We start from the raw sequence: 15,856 nt of genomic DNA on the forward strand, positions 1-15,856 counted from the left end.
TTACACTTCCAGGTAATTCAGGATCCCGTCAGCCGCCTTGCGGCCTTCGGCAATCGCCGTCACCACCAGGTCTGAACCGCGAACGATATCGCCACCGGCGAAGATTTTCGGGTTGCTGGTCTGGAACGCATTATCGCTGCCTTCTGGCGCGATTACGCGGCCCTGCGAATCCAGCTCAACGCTGTGCTTCGCCAGCCACTCCATGCTGTGAGGGCGGAAACCGAACGCCATCACCACGGCATCGGCCGGGATCACGTGTTCAGAACCGGCAACGATCTCGGCGCGACGACGGCCTTTCGCATCCGGTGCGCCCATCTCGGTACGCGCCATCTTCACGCCGCTCACTTTACCGTTGGCGTTCACTTCAATACCCAGAGGCTGGATGTTGAACTGGAACTCCACGCCCTCTTCACGCGCGTTTTTCACTTCGCGCTTAGAGCCCGGCATGTTCTCTTCGTCACGACGATAGGCGCAGATCACGTGTGCCGCATTCTGACGAATGGAGGTACGCACGCAGTCCATCGCGGTATCACCGCCGCCCAGCACCACCACGCGTTTGCCTTCCATGCTGACGAACGGCTCATCGGCGGTTTCGCCGTAGCCCATGATCTGCTTGGTGTTGGCAATCAGGAACGGCAGCGCGTCATACACGCCTGGCGCGTCTTCGTTTTCCAGACCGCCGCGCATGGACTGATAGGTGCCCACGCCGAGGAATACGGCGTCGTAATCCTTCAGCAGGTCGTCGAGCTGCACATCGCGGCCCACTTCCACGTTCAGTTTGAACTCAATGCCCATGCCGGTGAAGATTTCCCGGCGACGAGTCATGACCTCTTTTTCCAGCTTGAAGGCCGGGATACCAAAGGTCAGCAGACCGCCGATTTCCGGATGACGGTCAAAGACCACCGCCTTCACGCCGTTGCGGGTCAGCACGTCCGCACAGGCCAGGCCCGCCGGGCCCGCGCCGATGATCGCCACGCGCTTGTCGGTTTGCTTCACGCCGGTCATGTCCGGACGCCAGCCCATCTCGAACGCTTTATCGTTGATATAGCGCTCGATGTTGCCGATGGTCACCGCACCGAACTCGTCGTTCAGCGTACAGGAGCCTTCGCACAGACGGTCCTGAGGACATACGCGGCCGCACACTTCCGGCAGGGTGTTGGTCTGGTGAGACAGCTCGGCGGCTTCAAAAATACGCCCTTCATTGGCCAGCTTCAGCCAGTTCGGGATGTAGTTGTGTACCGGACATTTCCATTCGCAGTAAGGGTTACCGCAGGACAGGCAGCGGTCCGCCTGTGCTTTGGCCTGGCCTTCTGAAAACGGCTCGTAGATTTCAACAAATTCAATTTTGCGGATCTTCAGCGGTTTCTTTGGGGGATCAACACGCTGCAGGTCGATAAACTGGTATACGTTCTGGCTCATCTGAATTCCTTACTGCGCCTGCACGCGCAGCTCTGCTGCGCTACGACTACGGTGACCCAACAGGGCTTTAACATCGCTGGACTTCGGCTTAACCAGCGCGAATTTCGCAGAGAACGCCGGCCAGTTCGCCAGGATCTCTTCGCCGCGCGAAGAACCGGTATGCTGCACGTGTTCGGTAATTAAACCGCGCAGGTGTTCTTCGTGAATGGCCAGCGTGTCAACGTCCAGCACTTCCACCAGCTCCGGGTTCACGCGTTTGCGGAACTCACCGTCTTCATCCAGGACGTAGGCAAAACCGCCCGTCATGCCTGCGCCGAAGTTCACGCCGGTTTTACCCAGAACGCAAACAATCCCGCCCGTCATGTATTCACAACCGTTATCGCCAATGCCTTCCACCACGGTGATGGCACCGGAGTTACGCACCGCAAAACGCTCGCCCGCACGGCCTGCTGCAAACAGACGACCGCCGGTCGCGCCGTACAGGCAGGTGTTACCGATGATGCTGGCTTCATGGCTGCGGAAGGCTGAGCCGACCGGAGGACGCACCGCCAGCAGACCGCCCGCCATGCCTTTACCGACGTAGTCGTTGGCATCGCCGGTCAGGTACAGCTCAACACCACCTGCGTTCCACACGCCGAAGCTCTGACCCGCGGTACCGCTGAAATGCGCGGTAATCGGATCCGACGCCAGCCCCTGGTCACCGTGCGTCTGCGCGATGTAGCCGGAGAGCGATGCACCCACGGAACGGTCGGTGTTACGGATATCAAACCAGAACGTTTTGCTCTGCTTGTCGTCCACGTACGGCTTCGCCTGCTGCAGCAGCTGTGCGTTCAGCACGCCGTTATCAAACGGCGGGTTGTTCTCGGTGCAGTAGACCGCTTTGCCAGGATGCGGCTGCGCGGTTTCCAGCAGCTTGCTCAACTCCAGCTTCTGCTGCTTGGCGGTGAAGCCTTCCAGCTCTTTCAGCAGGTCGGTACGGCCAATCAGGTCCACCAGACGTTTAACGCCCAGCTGCGCCATCAGCTCGCGAGTTTCGCGGGCGATGAACTCAAAGTAATTAGTCACTTTGAACGGCAGGCCGTGATAGTGGTTCTTACGCAGCTTCTCGTCCTGGGTTGCAACGCCGGTTGCGCAGTTGTTCAGGTGGCAAATACGCAGGTATTTACAGCCCAACGCGACCATTGGACCCGTACCGAAGCCGAAGCTTTCCGCACCGAGGATCGCCGCCTTGATGATGTCGAGGCCAGTTTTCAGACCGCCATCCACCTGCAGACGGATCTTATGACGCAGACCGTTAGCCACCAGCGCCTGCTGGGTTTCCACCAGGCCAAGCTCCCACGGACAACCCGCATATTTCACGGAGGAGAGCGGGCTTGCGCCGGTACCGCCGTCATAACCGGCAATGGTGATGAGATCCGCATAGGCCTTCGCCACGCCGGTCGCGATGGTGCCAACGCCCGGTTCGGAAACCAGCTTCACGGAGATCATCGCCTTCGGGTTGACCTGTTTCAGGTCGAAAATGAGCTGCGCCAGATCCTCGATAGAGTAGATATCGTGGTGCGGCGGCGGGGAGATCAGCGTCACGCCCGGCACGGAATAGCGCAGTTTGGCGATGTACGGGGTGACTTTATCACCCGGCAGCTGACCGCCTTCGCCCGGTTTAGCACCCTGAGCAACTTTAATCTGAATCACGTCGGCGTTGACCAGGTACGCAGGCGTCACGCCAAAGCGACCGGATGCTACCTGCTTGATACGGGACACTTTATTCGTGCCGTAACGGGCCGGATCTTCACCGCCTTCGCCGGAGTTAGAGTTACCGCCGATGCTGTTCATGGCTTCCGCCAGCGCTTCGTGAGCTTCCGGGCTCAGCGCGCCGATGGACATCGCCGCGGTATCGAAGCGTTTGAACAGTTCCGATGCCGGCTCAACTTCGTCAATGCTGACCGCTTCATCGCCCGGATTGAGGGCAATAAGGTCGCGCAGCGTCGCCGCCGGACGGTTATTCACCAGCTCAGCGTACTGCTGATAATCGCTGTATTCACCGCTCTGAACCGCCTGCTGCAGCGTGCGCACCACGTCCGGGTTATAGGCGTGGTATTCGCCACCGTGAACGTATTTCAGCAGACCGCCCTGATCCAGCGGCTTACGTGCCAGCCAGGCGCGCTTGGACAGGTTCACCAGATCCTGCTGGAAGTCCGCAAAACCGGCGCCGCCGATGCGGCTGACCACGCCCTGGAAGCAGAGGTTGGCAACCTCGTCATGCAGGCCGACCGCTTCAAACAGCTTAGAACAGCGGTAGGAGGCAATGGTTGAGATGCCCATTTTGGACATGATCTTGTACAGACCTTTGTTGATGCCGTTACGGTAGTTCAGCATCACCGCGCGGTAATCTTTGTCGATCGCGCGGGTATCCACCAGACGGGCCAGCGTTTCGTAGGCCAGGTACGGGTAGATCGCCGTCGCGCCGAAGCCCAACAGCACGGCAAAGTGATGCGGGTCGCGGGCGCTTGCGGTTTCAACAATGATGTTCGCGTCGCAGCGCAGGCTCTTATCGACCAAACGCGTCTGGATAGCGCCGACCGCCATCGGGGCAGGTACAGGCAGACGGTTTTTCGCGATATTACGGTCGGACAACACCAGCAGCACGGTGCCGTTACGCACCATCTGTTCGGCTTTGTCACACAGCGCATTCACCGTCTCTTCAAGGCTCGCTTCGTTCACGTCGAAGGTAATGTCGAGCGTGTCGGCGCGGTAGTGCTCCTCTTTCATGGTGGTGAGCTGTTTGAAATCTGAATACAGCAGGATCGGCGATTTAAAGGTCAGACGATGCGCCTGGCCTTCGGCCTCGCAGAAGACGTTCATCTCACGACCGATGCTGGTGGCCAACGACATCACGTGCGCTTCACGCAGCGGATCGATTGGCGGGTTGGTCACCTGCGCGAACTGCTGGCGGAAGTAGTCGTAAATGATGCGCGGCTGGCTGGATAGCACGGCAAACGGGGTATCGTCACCCATCGAGCCGACCGCTTCCTGGCCGTTTTCACCGAGCACGCGGATGACAGAGTCCAGCTCTTCCGCGCTGTAGTTAAACTGCTTCTGGTAGCTCGCGAGAGTATCGTCGTCCAGCTCCCGGCTGCCCACTTCTTCGTCCGTAAGATCTTCGAACGGCACCAGGCGACGCACGTTCTTTTCCATCCACTCTTTGTACGGGTGGCGGCTCTTCAGATCGTTGTCGGTTTCGGCGGAGTGCAGGATGCGCCCGCCGCGGGTGTCGATAACCATCAGCTCGCCCGGACCGACGCGGCCTTTCTCGACCACTTCGTCAGGCTGGTAATCCCAGATGCCGACTTCAGAGGCGCAGGTGATGAGCTTGTCTTTGGTGATAACGTAGCGCGCCGGACGCAGACCGTTACGGTCCAGGTTACAGGCGGCAAAACGTCCGTCGGACATAACGATGCCCGCCGGGCCGTCCCACGGCTCCATGTGCATGGAGTTAAAGTCGAAGAACGCGTGCAGCTCAGGATCCATATCCGGGTTGTTCTGCCAGGCCGGCGGCACGAGCAGACGCATGGCGCGCACGATATCCATCCCGCCCGCCAGCAGCAGTTCCAGCATGTTATCCATCGAGCTGGAGTCCGAGCCGGTTTCGTTCACGAACGGCGCGGCATCGTGCAGGTCAGGGATCAGTGGCGTCTGGAACTTATAGGTACGGGCGCGGGCCCACTGGCGGTTACCGGTGATGGTGTTGATCTCGCCGTTGTGCGCCAGGTAGCGGAACGGCTGAGCCAGCGGCCAGCGTGGTACGGTGTTGGTGGAGAAGCGCTGGTGGAACAGGCAAATGGCCGATTCCAGACGCAGGTCCGCCAGGTCCAGGTAGAAGCGCGGCAGGTCAGCCGGCATACACAGACCTTTATAGATGTTCACCAGGTTAGAGAGGCTACAGACGTAGAACTCTTTATCGTCCTGGAGACGTTTTTCAATGCGGCGGCGGGCGATAAACAGACGGCGTTCCATATCACGTGGACGCCAGCCCGCAGGCGCGTTGACGAAAATCTGTTCAATACGAGGCAGCGAGGAGAGGGCGATTTCACCGAGCACCCCTTCGTTGGTTGGCACATCGCGCCAGCCGACAATTGACAGGGTTTCACGCTGAAGTTCTTCTTCGACGATGCGGCGTGAGGCGGCAGCCTTTTCAGGATCCTGATTCAGGAACAGCATGCCGACAGCGTAGTTTTTGGCTAAACGCCAGCCGCGCTCTTCCGCCACGATGCGGAAGAAACGATCCGGTTTTTGCAGCAGCAGGCCGCAACCGTCGCCGGTTTTACCATCGGCAAGGATTGCACCACGGTGCTGCATACGGGCCAGTGCGTGAATAGCAGTACGCACTACCTTGTGGCTAGGTTCGCCTTCTATGTGGGCGATCAGGCCGAAACCACAGTTATCCTTCTCAAGGGATTTATCGTACAACATATCAGTGAACCTCCCCAGGCTCGTCGGGCTTCCCACTGAACTTTACCGTGGCGCACAGGCACAGAAAGAGCATGGCGACGGGGTTTGCGTTTCATACGCGGACCTCGCATTCGCCCTCTTTTTCATCCTTTCGCGCAGGTAAACAAGTTTGAGGACTTGCTTCAGAGGGAATCTCAATTACTGCATAAATATGATGAGCAGGCCGCTCATCCAGAAAGCTTCCAGCGGATTTCCAACTTATCGGGAATTGGTACACAGGTCAAATGGCAATCTTATTTATACAAAAATGTGCTAAAGAGAGTCTATGTTTTTGTATTTTAAGTGTATTTAACTATTTTTACATTGATTGAATGACCTGAGAGCGAGCAGCGGAGTGTGATCTGACTCACTATATGAAAGCGGTATTATCAATGTAGCGTGCTGAATAGCGGTTTTATAGCAGAACAATAATCTGGCAATGGATGCAAACCCGCATAAACCCACTGTTTTTCAGTGGTAGCGCTATAAATGAAAAAAACAATCAGAACATAAGGAAAAGTAATCACAGGAGGCGTGAATGAAATTGCAGTAATCGTGAGTATTTATTCATATAGATAAAGGCCGTCCAGGGCGATTGATCCAGGTCATCGCCGACAGAGGCTAAAAGTGGCAGGCTTGTCCCCTTTCTCCGGGACGGTCTATCAGATTATGCAGTTACAGAAATTAGTCAATATGTTTGGTGGGGATCTTTTGCAGCGGTACGGGCAAAAGGTTCATAAGCTGACGCTGCACGGCGGGTTTAGCTGCCCGAATCGCGATGGCACCATCGGGCGCGGCGGCTGCACCTTCTGTAACGTCGCGTCGTTTGCCGATGAGGCGCAGCAGCACCATTCTATCGCTGAGCAGCTTGCCCACCAGGCCAGCCTGGTGAACCGCGCGAAGCAATATCTGGCCTATTTCCAGGCCTACACCAGCACGTGGGCGGAGGTGCAGGTATTGCGTTCGATGTATCAGCAGGCCGTCAGCCAGGCCAATATCGTTGGGCTTTGCGTGGGCACACGCCCGGACTGCGTACCGGACGCGGTGCTGGACCTGCTCAGCGAGTACAAAGAACAAGGCTACGAGATCTGGCTGGAGCTGGGCTTGCAGACCGCGCACGACAAAACGCTGCACCGTATTAACCGTGGCCATGATTTCGCCTGCTACCAGCGCACCACGCGCCTGGCCCGCGAGCGCGGGCTGAAGGTCTGCTCGCATCTGATTGTTGGGTTACCCGGCGAGGGTCAACAGCATGGTCTTGAAACGCTGGAAAAGGTGGTTGAAACCGGCGTGGACGGCATTAAGCTGCACCCGCTGCATATCGTGAAGGGCAGCATTATGGCGAAAGCCTGGGAGGCTGGGCGGTTAAGCGGTATTGAGCTTGAAGACTATACGGTGACAGCGGGGGAGATGATTCGCCATACGCCGCCGGATATTGTCTACCACCGCATCTCGGCCAGCGCCCGCCGTCCAACGCTTCTGGCACCGCTATGGTGTGAAAACCGCTGGACGGGGATGGTGGAAATTGACCGCTATCTGCGGGAGAACGGCGTACAGGGTTCGGCGCTGGGCCGCCCCTGGATTCCGCGTCTAGCGGCGACGGCCGCCTAGCAAACTCCCCAGCATGCCGCGCACGATTTGATTGGTGACCTGTCGGGCTGCGCTTTTCGCCATGGTCTGCACCACGCCATCGCGCTTGCCGCCGCGCGGCCCGGTGCTGCCGAACAGAATGTCTTTGAGCCCACCGAGAATGCCGTCATCGACGGCGACAGATTGCCCTTTAGCGGCAGGCGCATCCTGCGATTCTGTTGTCGCCTGGACCCCTTTTTGCAGCATCTCGAACGCGGACTCGCGATCCACCTCGTCTTCGTATTTCCCGTAAACCGGAGAGTGGTTAATCAGGCCGTTGCGCTCATCGTCGGTCACCGGCCCCATGCGCGAGCAAGGCGCGATCACCATGGCGCGTTCTACCACAGACGGGCTGCCCTTCGCATCCAGGAACGAGATCAGCGCTTCACCGGTGCCTAGCGCCTGAATCGCCGCTTCGGTATCAAAGGCAGGATTGGCGCGCATGGTTTGCGCGGCGGCTTTCACCGCTTTCTGATCTTTTGGCGTAAAGGCGCGCAGGGCATGCTGCACGCGGTTGCCGAGCTGCCCGAGCACGTTGTCGGGGATATCCGACGGGTTTTGCGAGACAAACCAGACGCCGACGCCTTTGGAGCGGATCAGGCGGATAACCTGTTCGATCTTATCCAGCAATACCTGCGGCGCGTCGTTAAACAGCAGATGCGCTTCGTCAAAGAAGAACACCAGCTTCGGTTTTTCCAGATCGCCCGCTTCCGGTAATTGTTCATAGAGCTCGGAGAGCATCCACAGCAGGCTGGCGGCGTAGAGTTTCGGCATCTGGTAGAGCTTCTCTGAGCTCAGGATGTTAATAATGCCTTTGCCGCTGCTGTCGGTGCGCATCCAGTCCTTGATATCCAGCATCGGCTCGCCGAAGAAGTGTTCGGCCCCCTGCTGCTCAAGCGTCAGTAGACCGCGCTGAATAGCGCCCACCGAGGCGCTGCTGATATTGCCGTACTGGTTCTGGAAGGATTTGGCGTTATCGCCGATGTATTGCGTAATGGCGCGTAGATCTTTGAAATCAAGCAGCAGCAGTCCCTGATCGTCGGCAATGCGGAAGATAATATTCAGCACGCCGGACTGCACGTCGTTGAGGTTAAGCAGACGGGCCAGCAGCAGCGGGCCAAGATCGGAGACGGTGGCGCGCACCGGGTGGCCTTTCTCACCAAAGATATCCCACACCACCACCGGGTTACCGTGCGGGGTCCAGTCCGTGATGCCAATATTTTTCAGCCGCTCGAGCAGTTTTTCAGATGCCGTCCCATCCTGAGCCACACCGGTTAAATCGCCTTTCACGTCAGCCATAAAGACCGGTACGCCAATCTCTGAAAGCGACTCCGCCAGCTTTTGCAGGGTGACGGTTTTCCCCGTCCCGGTCGCTCCGGTGATCAGACCGTGGCGGTTCGCCATCGCGGGCAGTAAATACAGCTCTTTTTCCAGCGTCCTGGCAATTAACAATGGTGTACTCATGATGCGCTTCCTCTCTTAGTCCTGGGTGGAGTATAGGCAACCTGGCCGCAATTTGGTTGAGTAAATTCCTGACTTTGCGGCGCATTATCCAGCGCGGACTATGCTTTTGCATACGGTTCACAAAATAGTGGGAAACTATGTCCAGATTCTTCTTTAACGGTCGTAAACAGCTGGTCAACGATGCCATTGAAGGCATACTGCTTTCTGCGCCACACGCCAATCTCGTCAAGCTTGATATCGATCCGGCCATCAGGATCGTCGCACGCGGCGACTGGGACAAAAGCCGCGTGGCGGTGATCTCCGGCGGCGGCTCAGGCCACGAACCCGCGCACGCCGGGTTTGTCGGCAAAGGGATGCTGACGGCGGCAGTGTGTGGCGATCTTTTTGCTTCGCCGAGCGTGGATGCTGTGCTGAATGCCATTGTGGCGGTCACGGGCGACCGGGGCTGTCTGCTGATCGTAAAAAACTACACCGGCGATCGCCTGAACTTTGGTCTGGCGGCGGAAAAGGCTAAACGTTACGGTCTTAAGGTGGAGATGGTGATCGTGGCGGACGATATCGCGCTGCCGGATAACAAGCAGCCGCGCGGTATTGCCGGAACGGCACTGGTGCACAAGATTGCGGGCTATGCGGCGGAGCAGGGGAAATCGCTGAGCGAGGTGCGGGATATTGCGCAACAGGCCTGCGATAACCTCTGGAGCCTGGGCGTGGCGATGCAAACGTGCAACCTGCCGGGCAGCGACGATGAAGAGGGGCGGATTAAACAAGGCCATGTCGAGCTGGGCCTGGGCATTCACGGCGAGCCCGGGGCTTCCGTGGTGGATACGCAAAACAGCAAAGCCATTATCGACACCCTAGTGACGCCGTTACGCGCGCAGGCGGGCGAAGGGCGTTTTGCGGTATTGATTAACAATCTTGGCGGCGTATCGGCGCTGGAGATGGCGCTGCTGACCAAAGAGCTGGCGCACTCGGCGCTGAAAGAGAACATCGCGTACCTGATTGGCCCTGCGCCGCTGGTCAGCGCGCTGGATATGAAAGGCTTTTCTCTGACGCTGCTGAAGCTCAATGATTTCTTCGAAAAGGCGATTCACGCCGATGTCGAGACGCTGGGCTGGCAGAAGCCCGTGGCGTTTGCGCCACTGCGTACCGTGACGCATAGCGCCATTCATGACCGTGTGGAATATACCCCGTCTGACAATCCGCAGGTGCGTGCGTTTGTCTCCGCAGTGTCGACAACGCTGATCCAGCTGGAAAACCGCCTGAACGCGCTGGATGCCAAAGTGGGGGATGGCGATACCGGCTCCACCTTTGCGCAAGGGGCGCGGGATATTGCGCAGCGCCTGGAGGAGAACACGCTCCCGCTTAATGATGTGTCTAAGCTGCTGCTGCTGGTTGGCGAGCGGCTGGCGACGGTGATGGGCGGGTCGAGCGGGGTGCTGATGTCGATCTTCTTCACTGCGGCAGGGCAAAAGCTTCACGATGGTCAGCCTCTCCCTGAGGCCTTGCTCAGCGGACTGGCGCAGATGAAGCAGTACGGTGGGGCAGATCTCGGCGATCGCACGCTGATCGACGCGCTGCAACCGGCGCTGGAGGCGTTGCTGAAAGGAGATATCGAGGCAGCGGCGAAGGCAGCACAGCACGGTGCCGAAGCAACGGCGAAAATGGCGAAAGCCGGCGCGGGACGCTCGTCGTATGTCAATAAAGAGAACCTGGATGGAGTAATGGATCCTGGAGCGGTCGCGATAGCGGAAGTATTTAACGTATTGGCGCAGCAGTGAAAGTAGGCCGGGTAAGGCGAAGCCGCCACCCGGCAAACTCACATCAGAAATCCGCTTTCAGCACCACGCGGTAGCGGGCTTTACCGTCGCGCACGTGCTGGATCGCTTCGTTGATTTTCGACATTGGATACAGTTCGGTGGTCGGTGCCACTTTGGTGCGTCCGGCGAATTTCATCAGTTTGCGCAGCTCGTACGGCGTACCGGTAGCAGAACCGGATATGCTGCGATCCCCACCGATCAGGGTAAACGCCGGAACCGGCAGCGGCTTCATCACCGCACCCACGGTGTGGAAGTTACCGCCGTAGGCCAGCGCTTCAAAGTACGGCTGCCAGTCGAGATCCACGTTAACGGTGTTGATGATCAGATCAAACTGGCCCGCCAGCGCGTTCAGCGCCTGCGGATCGCGGCTGTTCACCACTTTATCCGCCCCCATCGCCAGCACTTCTTTCTCTTTCGCCGGGTTCGAGCTGAACGCCGTGACTTCGCAGCCCATCGCGTGCAGCAGCTTAATGGCGATATGGCCCAGTCCGCCGATACCGATGACGCCGACGCGGCTGGTGGCTGTTATATGGTGCATCAGCAGGGGCTTGAAGACGGTGATACCGCCGCACAGCAGCGGGCCGGCGGATTCGATATCAATGCTCTCCGGCAGCGGGATCACCCATTGCCAGTCGGCGCGCAGCTTATCGGCAAAACCGCCTTTGTTCAGGATGGTAGGAACGGCGCCTTCGAGGCAGTTGATCTGATTTCCGCTGATACAGGCGTCGCAGTGACCACAGCTGCGTGCCGTCCAGCCAATTCCCACGCGCTGGCCCACTTTCAGCCCTTTGTCCTGCGCGGCGCTACCGAGCGCCACGACGCGGCCAATGACTTCGTGTCCGGCAACCAGCGGATAGCTGGAGAAGCCCCATTCGTTGTCGATCATCGAGAGATCCGAGTGGCAGATCCCGCAGTAATCAACCTGTACTTCGACGTCTTCTGCTTTTAGTTCGCCCGCATCGTACTCGTACAGCTCAAGTTCTGCACCCGCCTGCGGTGCGGCGTAGCTTTTTATCTTCGACATCGTGTTTCCCCCGTTGTGGTGTGAACTGAGAGTGTAGAGCATTCAGTTTACAGCCGCTTAACAGAAGAGGGCAGGAACGAAAGTTACAGACTTTTCAGCATTCTGACTTCGCAATCAACGTGGCCGGTACAGCCCAGCGGCGCATCGATATGCTCAAAGCCCAGATGTTCATACAGGCCGATGGCCTCTTTGAGGAACGCGGTCGTTTCAAGGTAGCAGCGGGTGAAGCCCTGCTTGCGCGCGTGGTCCAGAGCAATCAGCGCCAGCTTTTTCGCCAGTCCTTGCCCGCGCGCCGTTGGCAGAAAATACATTTTCTGCAGTTCGCAGATATCCGGCTCGCTGCAGCTGAGGGGCGCCACGCCGCCGCCTCCGACAACCTGGCCGTTCTGCTCGATTACCCAGTAGGCGTGCCCTGGCTGGCTGTAGAGCTGGTAAAGCGCGTCCAGGTTCGGGTCGGCAACCGTGTAGCCTTTGTCAGCCGTCAGGCCATATTCGGCAGAAACGGTGCGGATAACGGCGGCGATAGCCGGGTTATCCTGCTCAGCGATCCGGCGCATCGTCGTCGCGACGGGGGTAATCACGCTCATAGCATTACTCATTACAAAAATTGACACATAACTGCTGTTAATAGCACCGCAGAAAGGGGAGTGCAAGCGAGGAGTTTTCAGGAAGGATACCCCTTACGCTCTGAAGCGTAAGGGGTAAAAGCATTACAGGGCAGCGATAACCGCCTGCTGCTCAATCAGCTTGGTCTTCGCATCGGCGAAGGCAACCAGACGCTCACGCTCTTTCGCGATGACCGCTTCCGGCGCGCGGGCGACAAAGCCTTCGTTCGCCAGCTTGCTTTCGATTTTGCCAATTTCCACGTCGACTTTCGCCACTTCTTTCGCCAGACGAGCCAGCTCCGCGTCTTTATCGATCAGACCTGCCATCGGGATCAGAAGCTCGGCGCCGTCGATGATTTTGGTCACGGAAACCGGACCTTTGTCATCCGCAGGCAGCACGGTGATGCTTTCCAGACGCGCCATGGTTTTCAGGAAGGTGTTGTTCTCTGTGACGCGACGAACAGCCGCTTCGCTGCAGCCACGAAGCAGCAGCTCCAGCGGTTTGCCAGGGGCAATGTTCATTTCAGCACGGATGTTACGTACCGCAACGATCGCCTGCTTCAGCCACTCGGTATCCGCTGATGCCGCTTCATCCACTTTCGCCGCATCGAATTCCGGGAACGGCTGCAGCATGATGGTATCTGCGTTGATGCCAGCAATCACCTTCACGCGCTGCCAGATGGTCTCGGTGATGAATGGAATAACCGGGTGCGCCAGGCGCAGCAGGCCTTCCAGAACGGTAATCAGCGTGTTGCGCGTGCCGCGCAGTTCCGCCTCGGTGCCGCCGTTCATCACCGGCTTCGCCAGCTCCAGATACCAGTCGCAGAACTGGTTCCAGGTGAATTCATACAGGATGCCCGCCGCGATGTCGAAGCGGTAGCTGTCCAGCGCCTCGCGGAACGCTTTCACCGTCTGGTTGAATTCCGCCAGGATCCAGCGGTCAGCCAGAGACAGCGTCATTTCGCCGCCGTTGAAGCCACAATCCTGATCTTCGGTGTTCATCAGCACGAAGCGGCTGGCGTTCCACAGCTTGTTACAGAAGTTTCGGTAACCTTCCAGACGCTTCATGTCCCAGTTGATGTCACGGCCGGTAGAGGCCAGTGCCGCCAGGGTGAAGCGCAGGGCGTCGGTACCGTGAGCCTCAATCCCGTTCGGGAACTGCTTCTCGGTGCGCTTGCGGATTTTCTCCGCCAGCTGCGGCTGCATCATGTTGCCGGTACGTTTTTCCAGCAGCTCTTCCAGAGAGATACCGTCAACCATGTCCAGCGGGTCAATAACGTTCCCCTTGGACTTGGACATCTTCTGGCCTTCGTCGTCGCGGATCAGACCGGTCATATAGACGGTATGGAACGGAACCTGCGGCTTGCCGTCTTCGTCTTTGATGAAGTGCATGGTCATCATGATCATGCGGGCAATCCAGAAGAAGATGATGTCGAAACCGGACACCATCACGCTGGTTGGGTGGAACTGACGCAGCGCGTCAGTGTTTTCTGGCCAGCCAAGGGTGGAGAAGGTCCACAGCGCGGAGGAGAACCAGGTATCCAGCACGTCTTCGTCCTGACGCAGGGCAACGTCCGCGCTCAGGTTGTTTTCCTGACGCACTTCATCTTCGCTGCGACCAACGTAGACGTTGCCTTCGTTGTCGTACCATGCCGGGATACGGTGACCCCACCACAGCTGACGAGAGATACACCAGTCCTGAATATCGCGCATCCAGGAGAAGTACATGTTTTCGTACTGCTTCGGCACGAACTGAATGCTGCCGTTCTCAACCGCTTCAACAGCTGGTTTCGCCAGCACGTCGGCACGCACGTACCACTGGTCGGTCAGCATTGGCTCGATCACCACGCCGCCACGGTCGCCGTACGGCACGGTCAGATCGTGAGGTTTGATCTCTTCCAGCAGGCCGAGTGCGTCGACGGCAGCCACGATCGCTTTACGCGCGGCAAAGCGTTCCAGCTTCTGGAACTCCGCCGGGATGTCGCTGGAGTAAACGTCAGACTCTTCGCCTTTGGTATCATACACTTCTGCGCTTTCGCGGATATCGCCGTCGAAGGTCAGGATGTTGATCATCGGCAGGGCGTGACGACGACCCACTTCATAGTCGTTGAAGTCGTGCGCAGGGGTGATTTTTACGCAGCCGGTGCCTTTTTCCATGTCGGCGTGTTCGTCGCCCACAATCGGAATACGGCGGTTTACCAGCGGCAGCACCACGAATTTGCCGATCAGATCTTTATAACGTGGATCTTCCGGGTTAACAGCCACGCCGGTATCGCCCAGCAGGGTTTCCGGACGGGTGGTTGCGACCACCAGGTAATCTTTACCGTCGGCGGTTTTTGCGCCGTCGGCCAGCGGATAGCGGATGTGCCACATGGAGCCTTTAGACTCGCGGTTTTCCACTTCCAGGTCAGAGATGGCGGTGCGCAGTTTCGGATCCCAGTTTACCAGGCGCTTGCCGCGGTAAATCAGATCTTCTTTATACAGGCGAACGAAGACTTCTTTAACGGCATTGGACAGGCCTTCATCCATGGTAAAGCGCTCGCGCTCCCAGTCCACGGAGTTGCCAAGACGACGCATCTGACGGGTAATGGTGCCGCCAGATTCCGCTTTCCACTGCCAGATTTTGTCGATAAAAGCGTCGCGACCGTAGTCGTGGCGGGTTTTTCCTTCTTCAGCGGCAATTTTACGCTCAACCACCATCTGGGTCGCGATACCCGCGTGGTCAGTCCCCGCCTGCCACAGGGTGTTTTTGCCCTGCATGCGCTGGTAACGGATCATGGTGTCCATGATGGTCTGCTGGAAAGCATGACCCATATGCAAACTGCCGGTGACGTTCGGCGGCGGGATCATGATGCAGAAGGACTCTTTGCTTTCGTCGCCGTTAGGCTTGAAATAGCCCTGCTGTTCCCAGTGCTCGTAAAGCGGCTGTTCGATATCGCGTGGGTTATATGTCTTTTCCATTATTTCCAGGTTGCCGTATTCAGGTTAAAACCAGCCAGGCGGTACGCTTTGTAGCGTTCGCGCGCCAGTTGTTTCAAAGATTCTTCGTAAGGGACAAAGTCTACCACTTCTGTGAAAGCGGTGGCAAAATCTGCAAAATCTATCCGCAGGCTAATCAGAATGTCGCGCGCGCTACTGTTGCGCTTTTGCGGCCAGGCAATTTCAACCGGTGCCCCGCCGCGCGGACCTTCGCCTGACAGGTTATGCGGAACAAAACTCTCCGGCGGGCGGGCCCACAGCGCTTCATCGAGACGAATCGCCTGCTGCTCATCTTCACAGGCTATCAACACGCGTTTGCCTGCGCGCCAACGTTCTGCGGCAATTTCACACACCAGCTGTTCGACGGCGCTGAGGCCATCCTGATGGGTGTCGTTGTCCAGAAGGTAGAACGTTGCATTCTTCATATATGG

Annotated in this window: 9 protein-coding genes; 2 read left to right on the plus strand and 7 right to left on the minus strand. The window is 58.0% G+C overall.

Going from position 1 to position 15,856, the window contains the following annotated elements; all coding sequences use genetic code 11:
• Positions 1–1,419, minus strand: coding sequence for a glutamate synthase subunit GltD (gene gltD / locus F0319_RS19115; protein WP_023309377.1), 1,419 nt, complete (start codon positions 1,417–1,419; stop codon positions 1–3).
• Positions 1,420–1,428: 9 nt separating this feature from the next.
• Positions 1,429–5,889 carry a glutamate synthase large subunit gene (gltB, locus tag F0319_RS19120; protein WP_149367565.1) on the minus strand — a complete coding sequence of 1,487 codons (4,461 nt, stop codon included), beginning with the start codon at positions 5,887–5,889 and terminating at the stop codon, positions 1,429–1,431.
• Between the two features lie 687 nt (positions 5,890–6,576).
• On the opposite strand from gltB, the gene mnmL reads away from it, so the two are divergent.
• On the plus strand, positions 6,577–7,518 hold the full coding sequence (gene mnmL, locus F0319_RS19125; RefSeq protein WP_149367680.1) for a tRNA modification radical SAM protein MnmL/YtqA: 942 nt from the start codon (positions 6,577–6,579) through the stop codon (positions 7,516–7,518).
• On the opposite strand, the gene F0319_RS19130 is transcribed toward mnmL, so the two are convergent.
• Positions 7,498–9,000, minus strand: coding sequence for a helicase HerA-like C-terminal domain-containing protein (locus F0319_RS19130; protein ID WP_115876361.1), 1,503 nt, complete (start codon positions 8,998–9,000; stop codon positions 7,498–7,500). The two genes, mnmL and F0319_RS19130, sit on opposite strands and share 21 nt — an antisense overlap.
• A gap of 137 nt (positions 9,001–9,137) precedes the next feature.
• Between F0319_RS19130 and F0319_RS19135 the strand changes: the two genes are divergently transcribed.
• On the plus strand, positions 9,138–10,778 hold the full coding sequence (locus F0319_RS19135; protein WP_149367566.1) for a dihydroxyacetone kinase subunit DhaK: 1,641 nt from the start codon (positions 9,138–9,140) through the stop codon (positions 10,776–10,778).
• A gap of 43 nt (positions 10,779–10,821) precedes the next feature.
• Here F0319_RS19135 and ahr read toward each other — a convergent pair whose 3' ends face one another.
• From ahr to holC, 4 genes are all read right to left on the minus strand, one after another.
• Positions 10,822–11,841, minus strand: coding sequence for an NADPH-dependent aldehyde reductase Ahr (gene ahr, locus F0319_RS19140; protein ID WP_045403564.1), 1,020 nt, complete (start codon positions 11,839–11,841; stop codon positions 10,822–10,824).
• An 83-nt stretch (positions 11,842–11,924) separates the two neighbouring features.
• Positions 11,925–12,428 (minus strand): GNAT family N-acetyltransferase, encoded by a 504-nt coding sequence (locus tag F0319_RS19145; RefSeq protein WP_045403561.1) that lies wholly within the window; start codon positions 12,426–12,428, stop codon positions 11,925–11,927.
• Between the two features lie 123 nt (positions 12,429–12,551).
• Positions 12,552–15,407 carry a valine--tRNA ligase gene (locus F0319_RS19150; RefSeq protein WP_149367567.1) on the minus strand — a complete coding sequence of 952 codons (2,856 nt, stop codon included), beginning with the start codon at positions 15,405–15,407 and terminating at the stop codon, positions 12,552–12,554.
• Positions 15,407–15,850, minus strand: a complete 444-nt coding sequence (holC, locus tag F0319_RS19155) for a DNA polymerase III subunit chi (protein WP_008502815.1) — start codon at positions 15,848–15,850, stop codon at positions 15,407–15,409. The genes F0319_RS19150 and holC overlap by 1 nt, the downstream gene beginning before the upstream one ends.
• Positions 15,851–15,856 lie beyond the last annotated feature (6 nt).

Origin of the sequence: Enterobacter vonholyi (genome assembly GCF_008364555.1) — a bacterium.
Lineage (GTDB): Bacteria > Pseudomonadota > Gammaproteobacteria > Enterobacterales > Enterobacteriaceae > Enterobacter > Enterobacter vonholyi.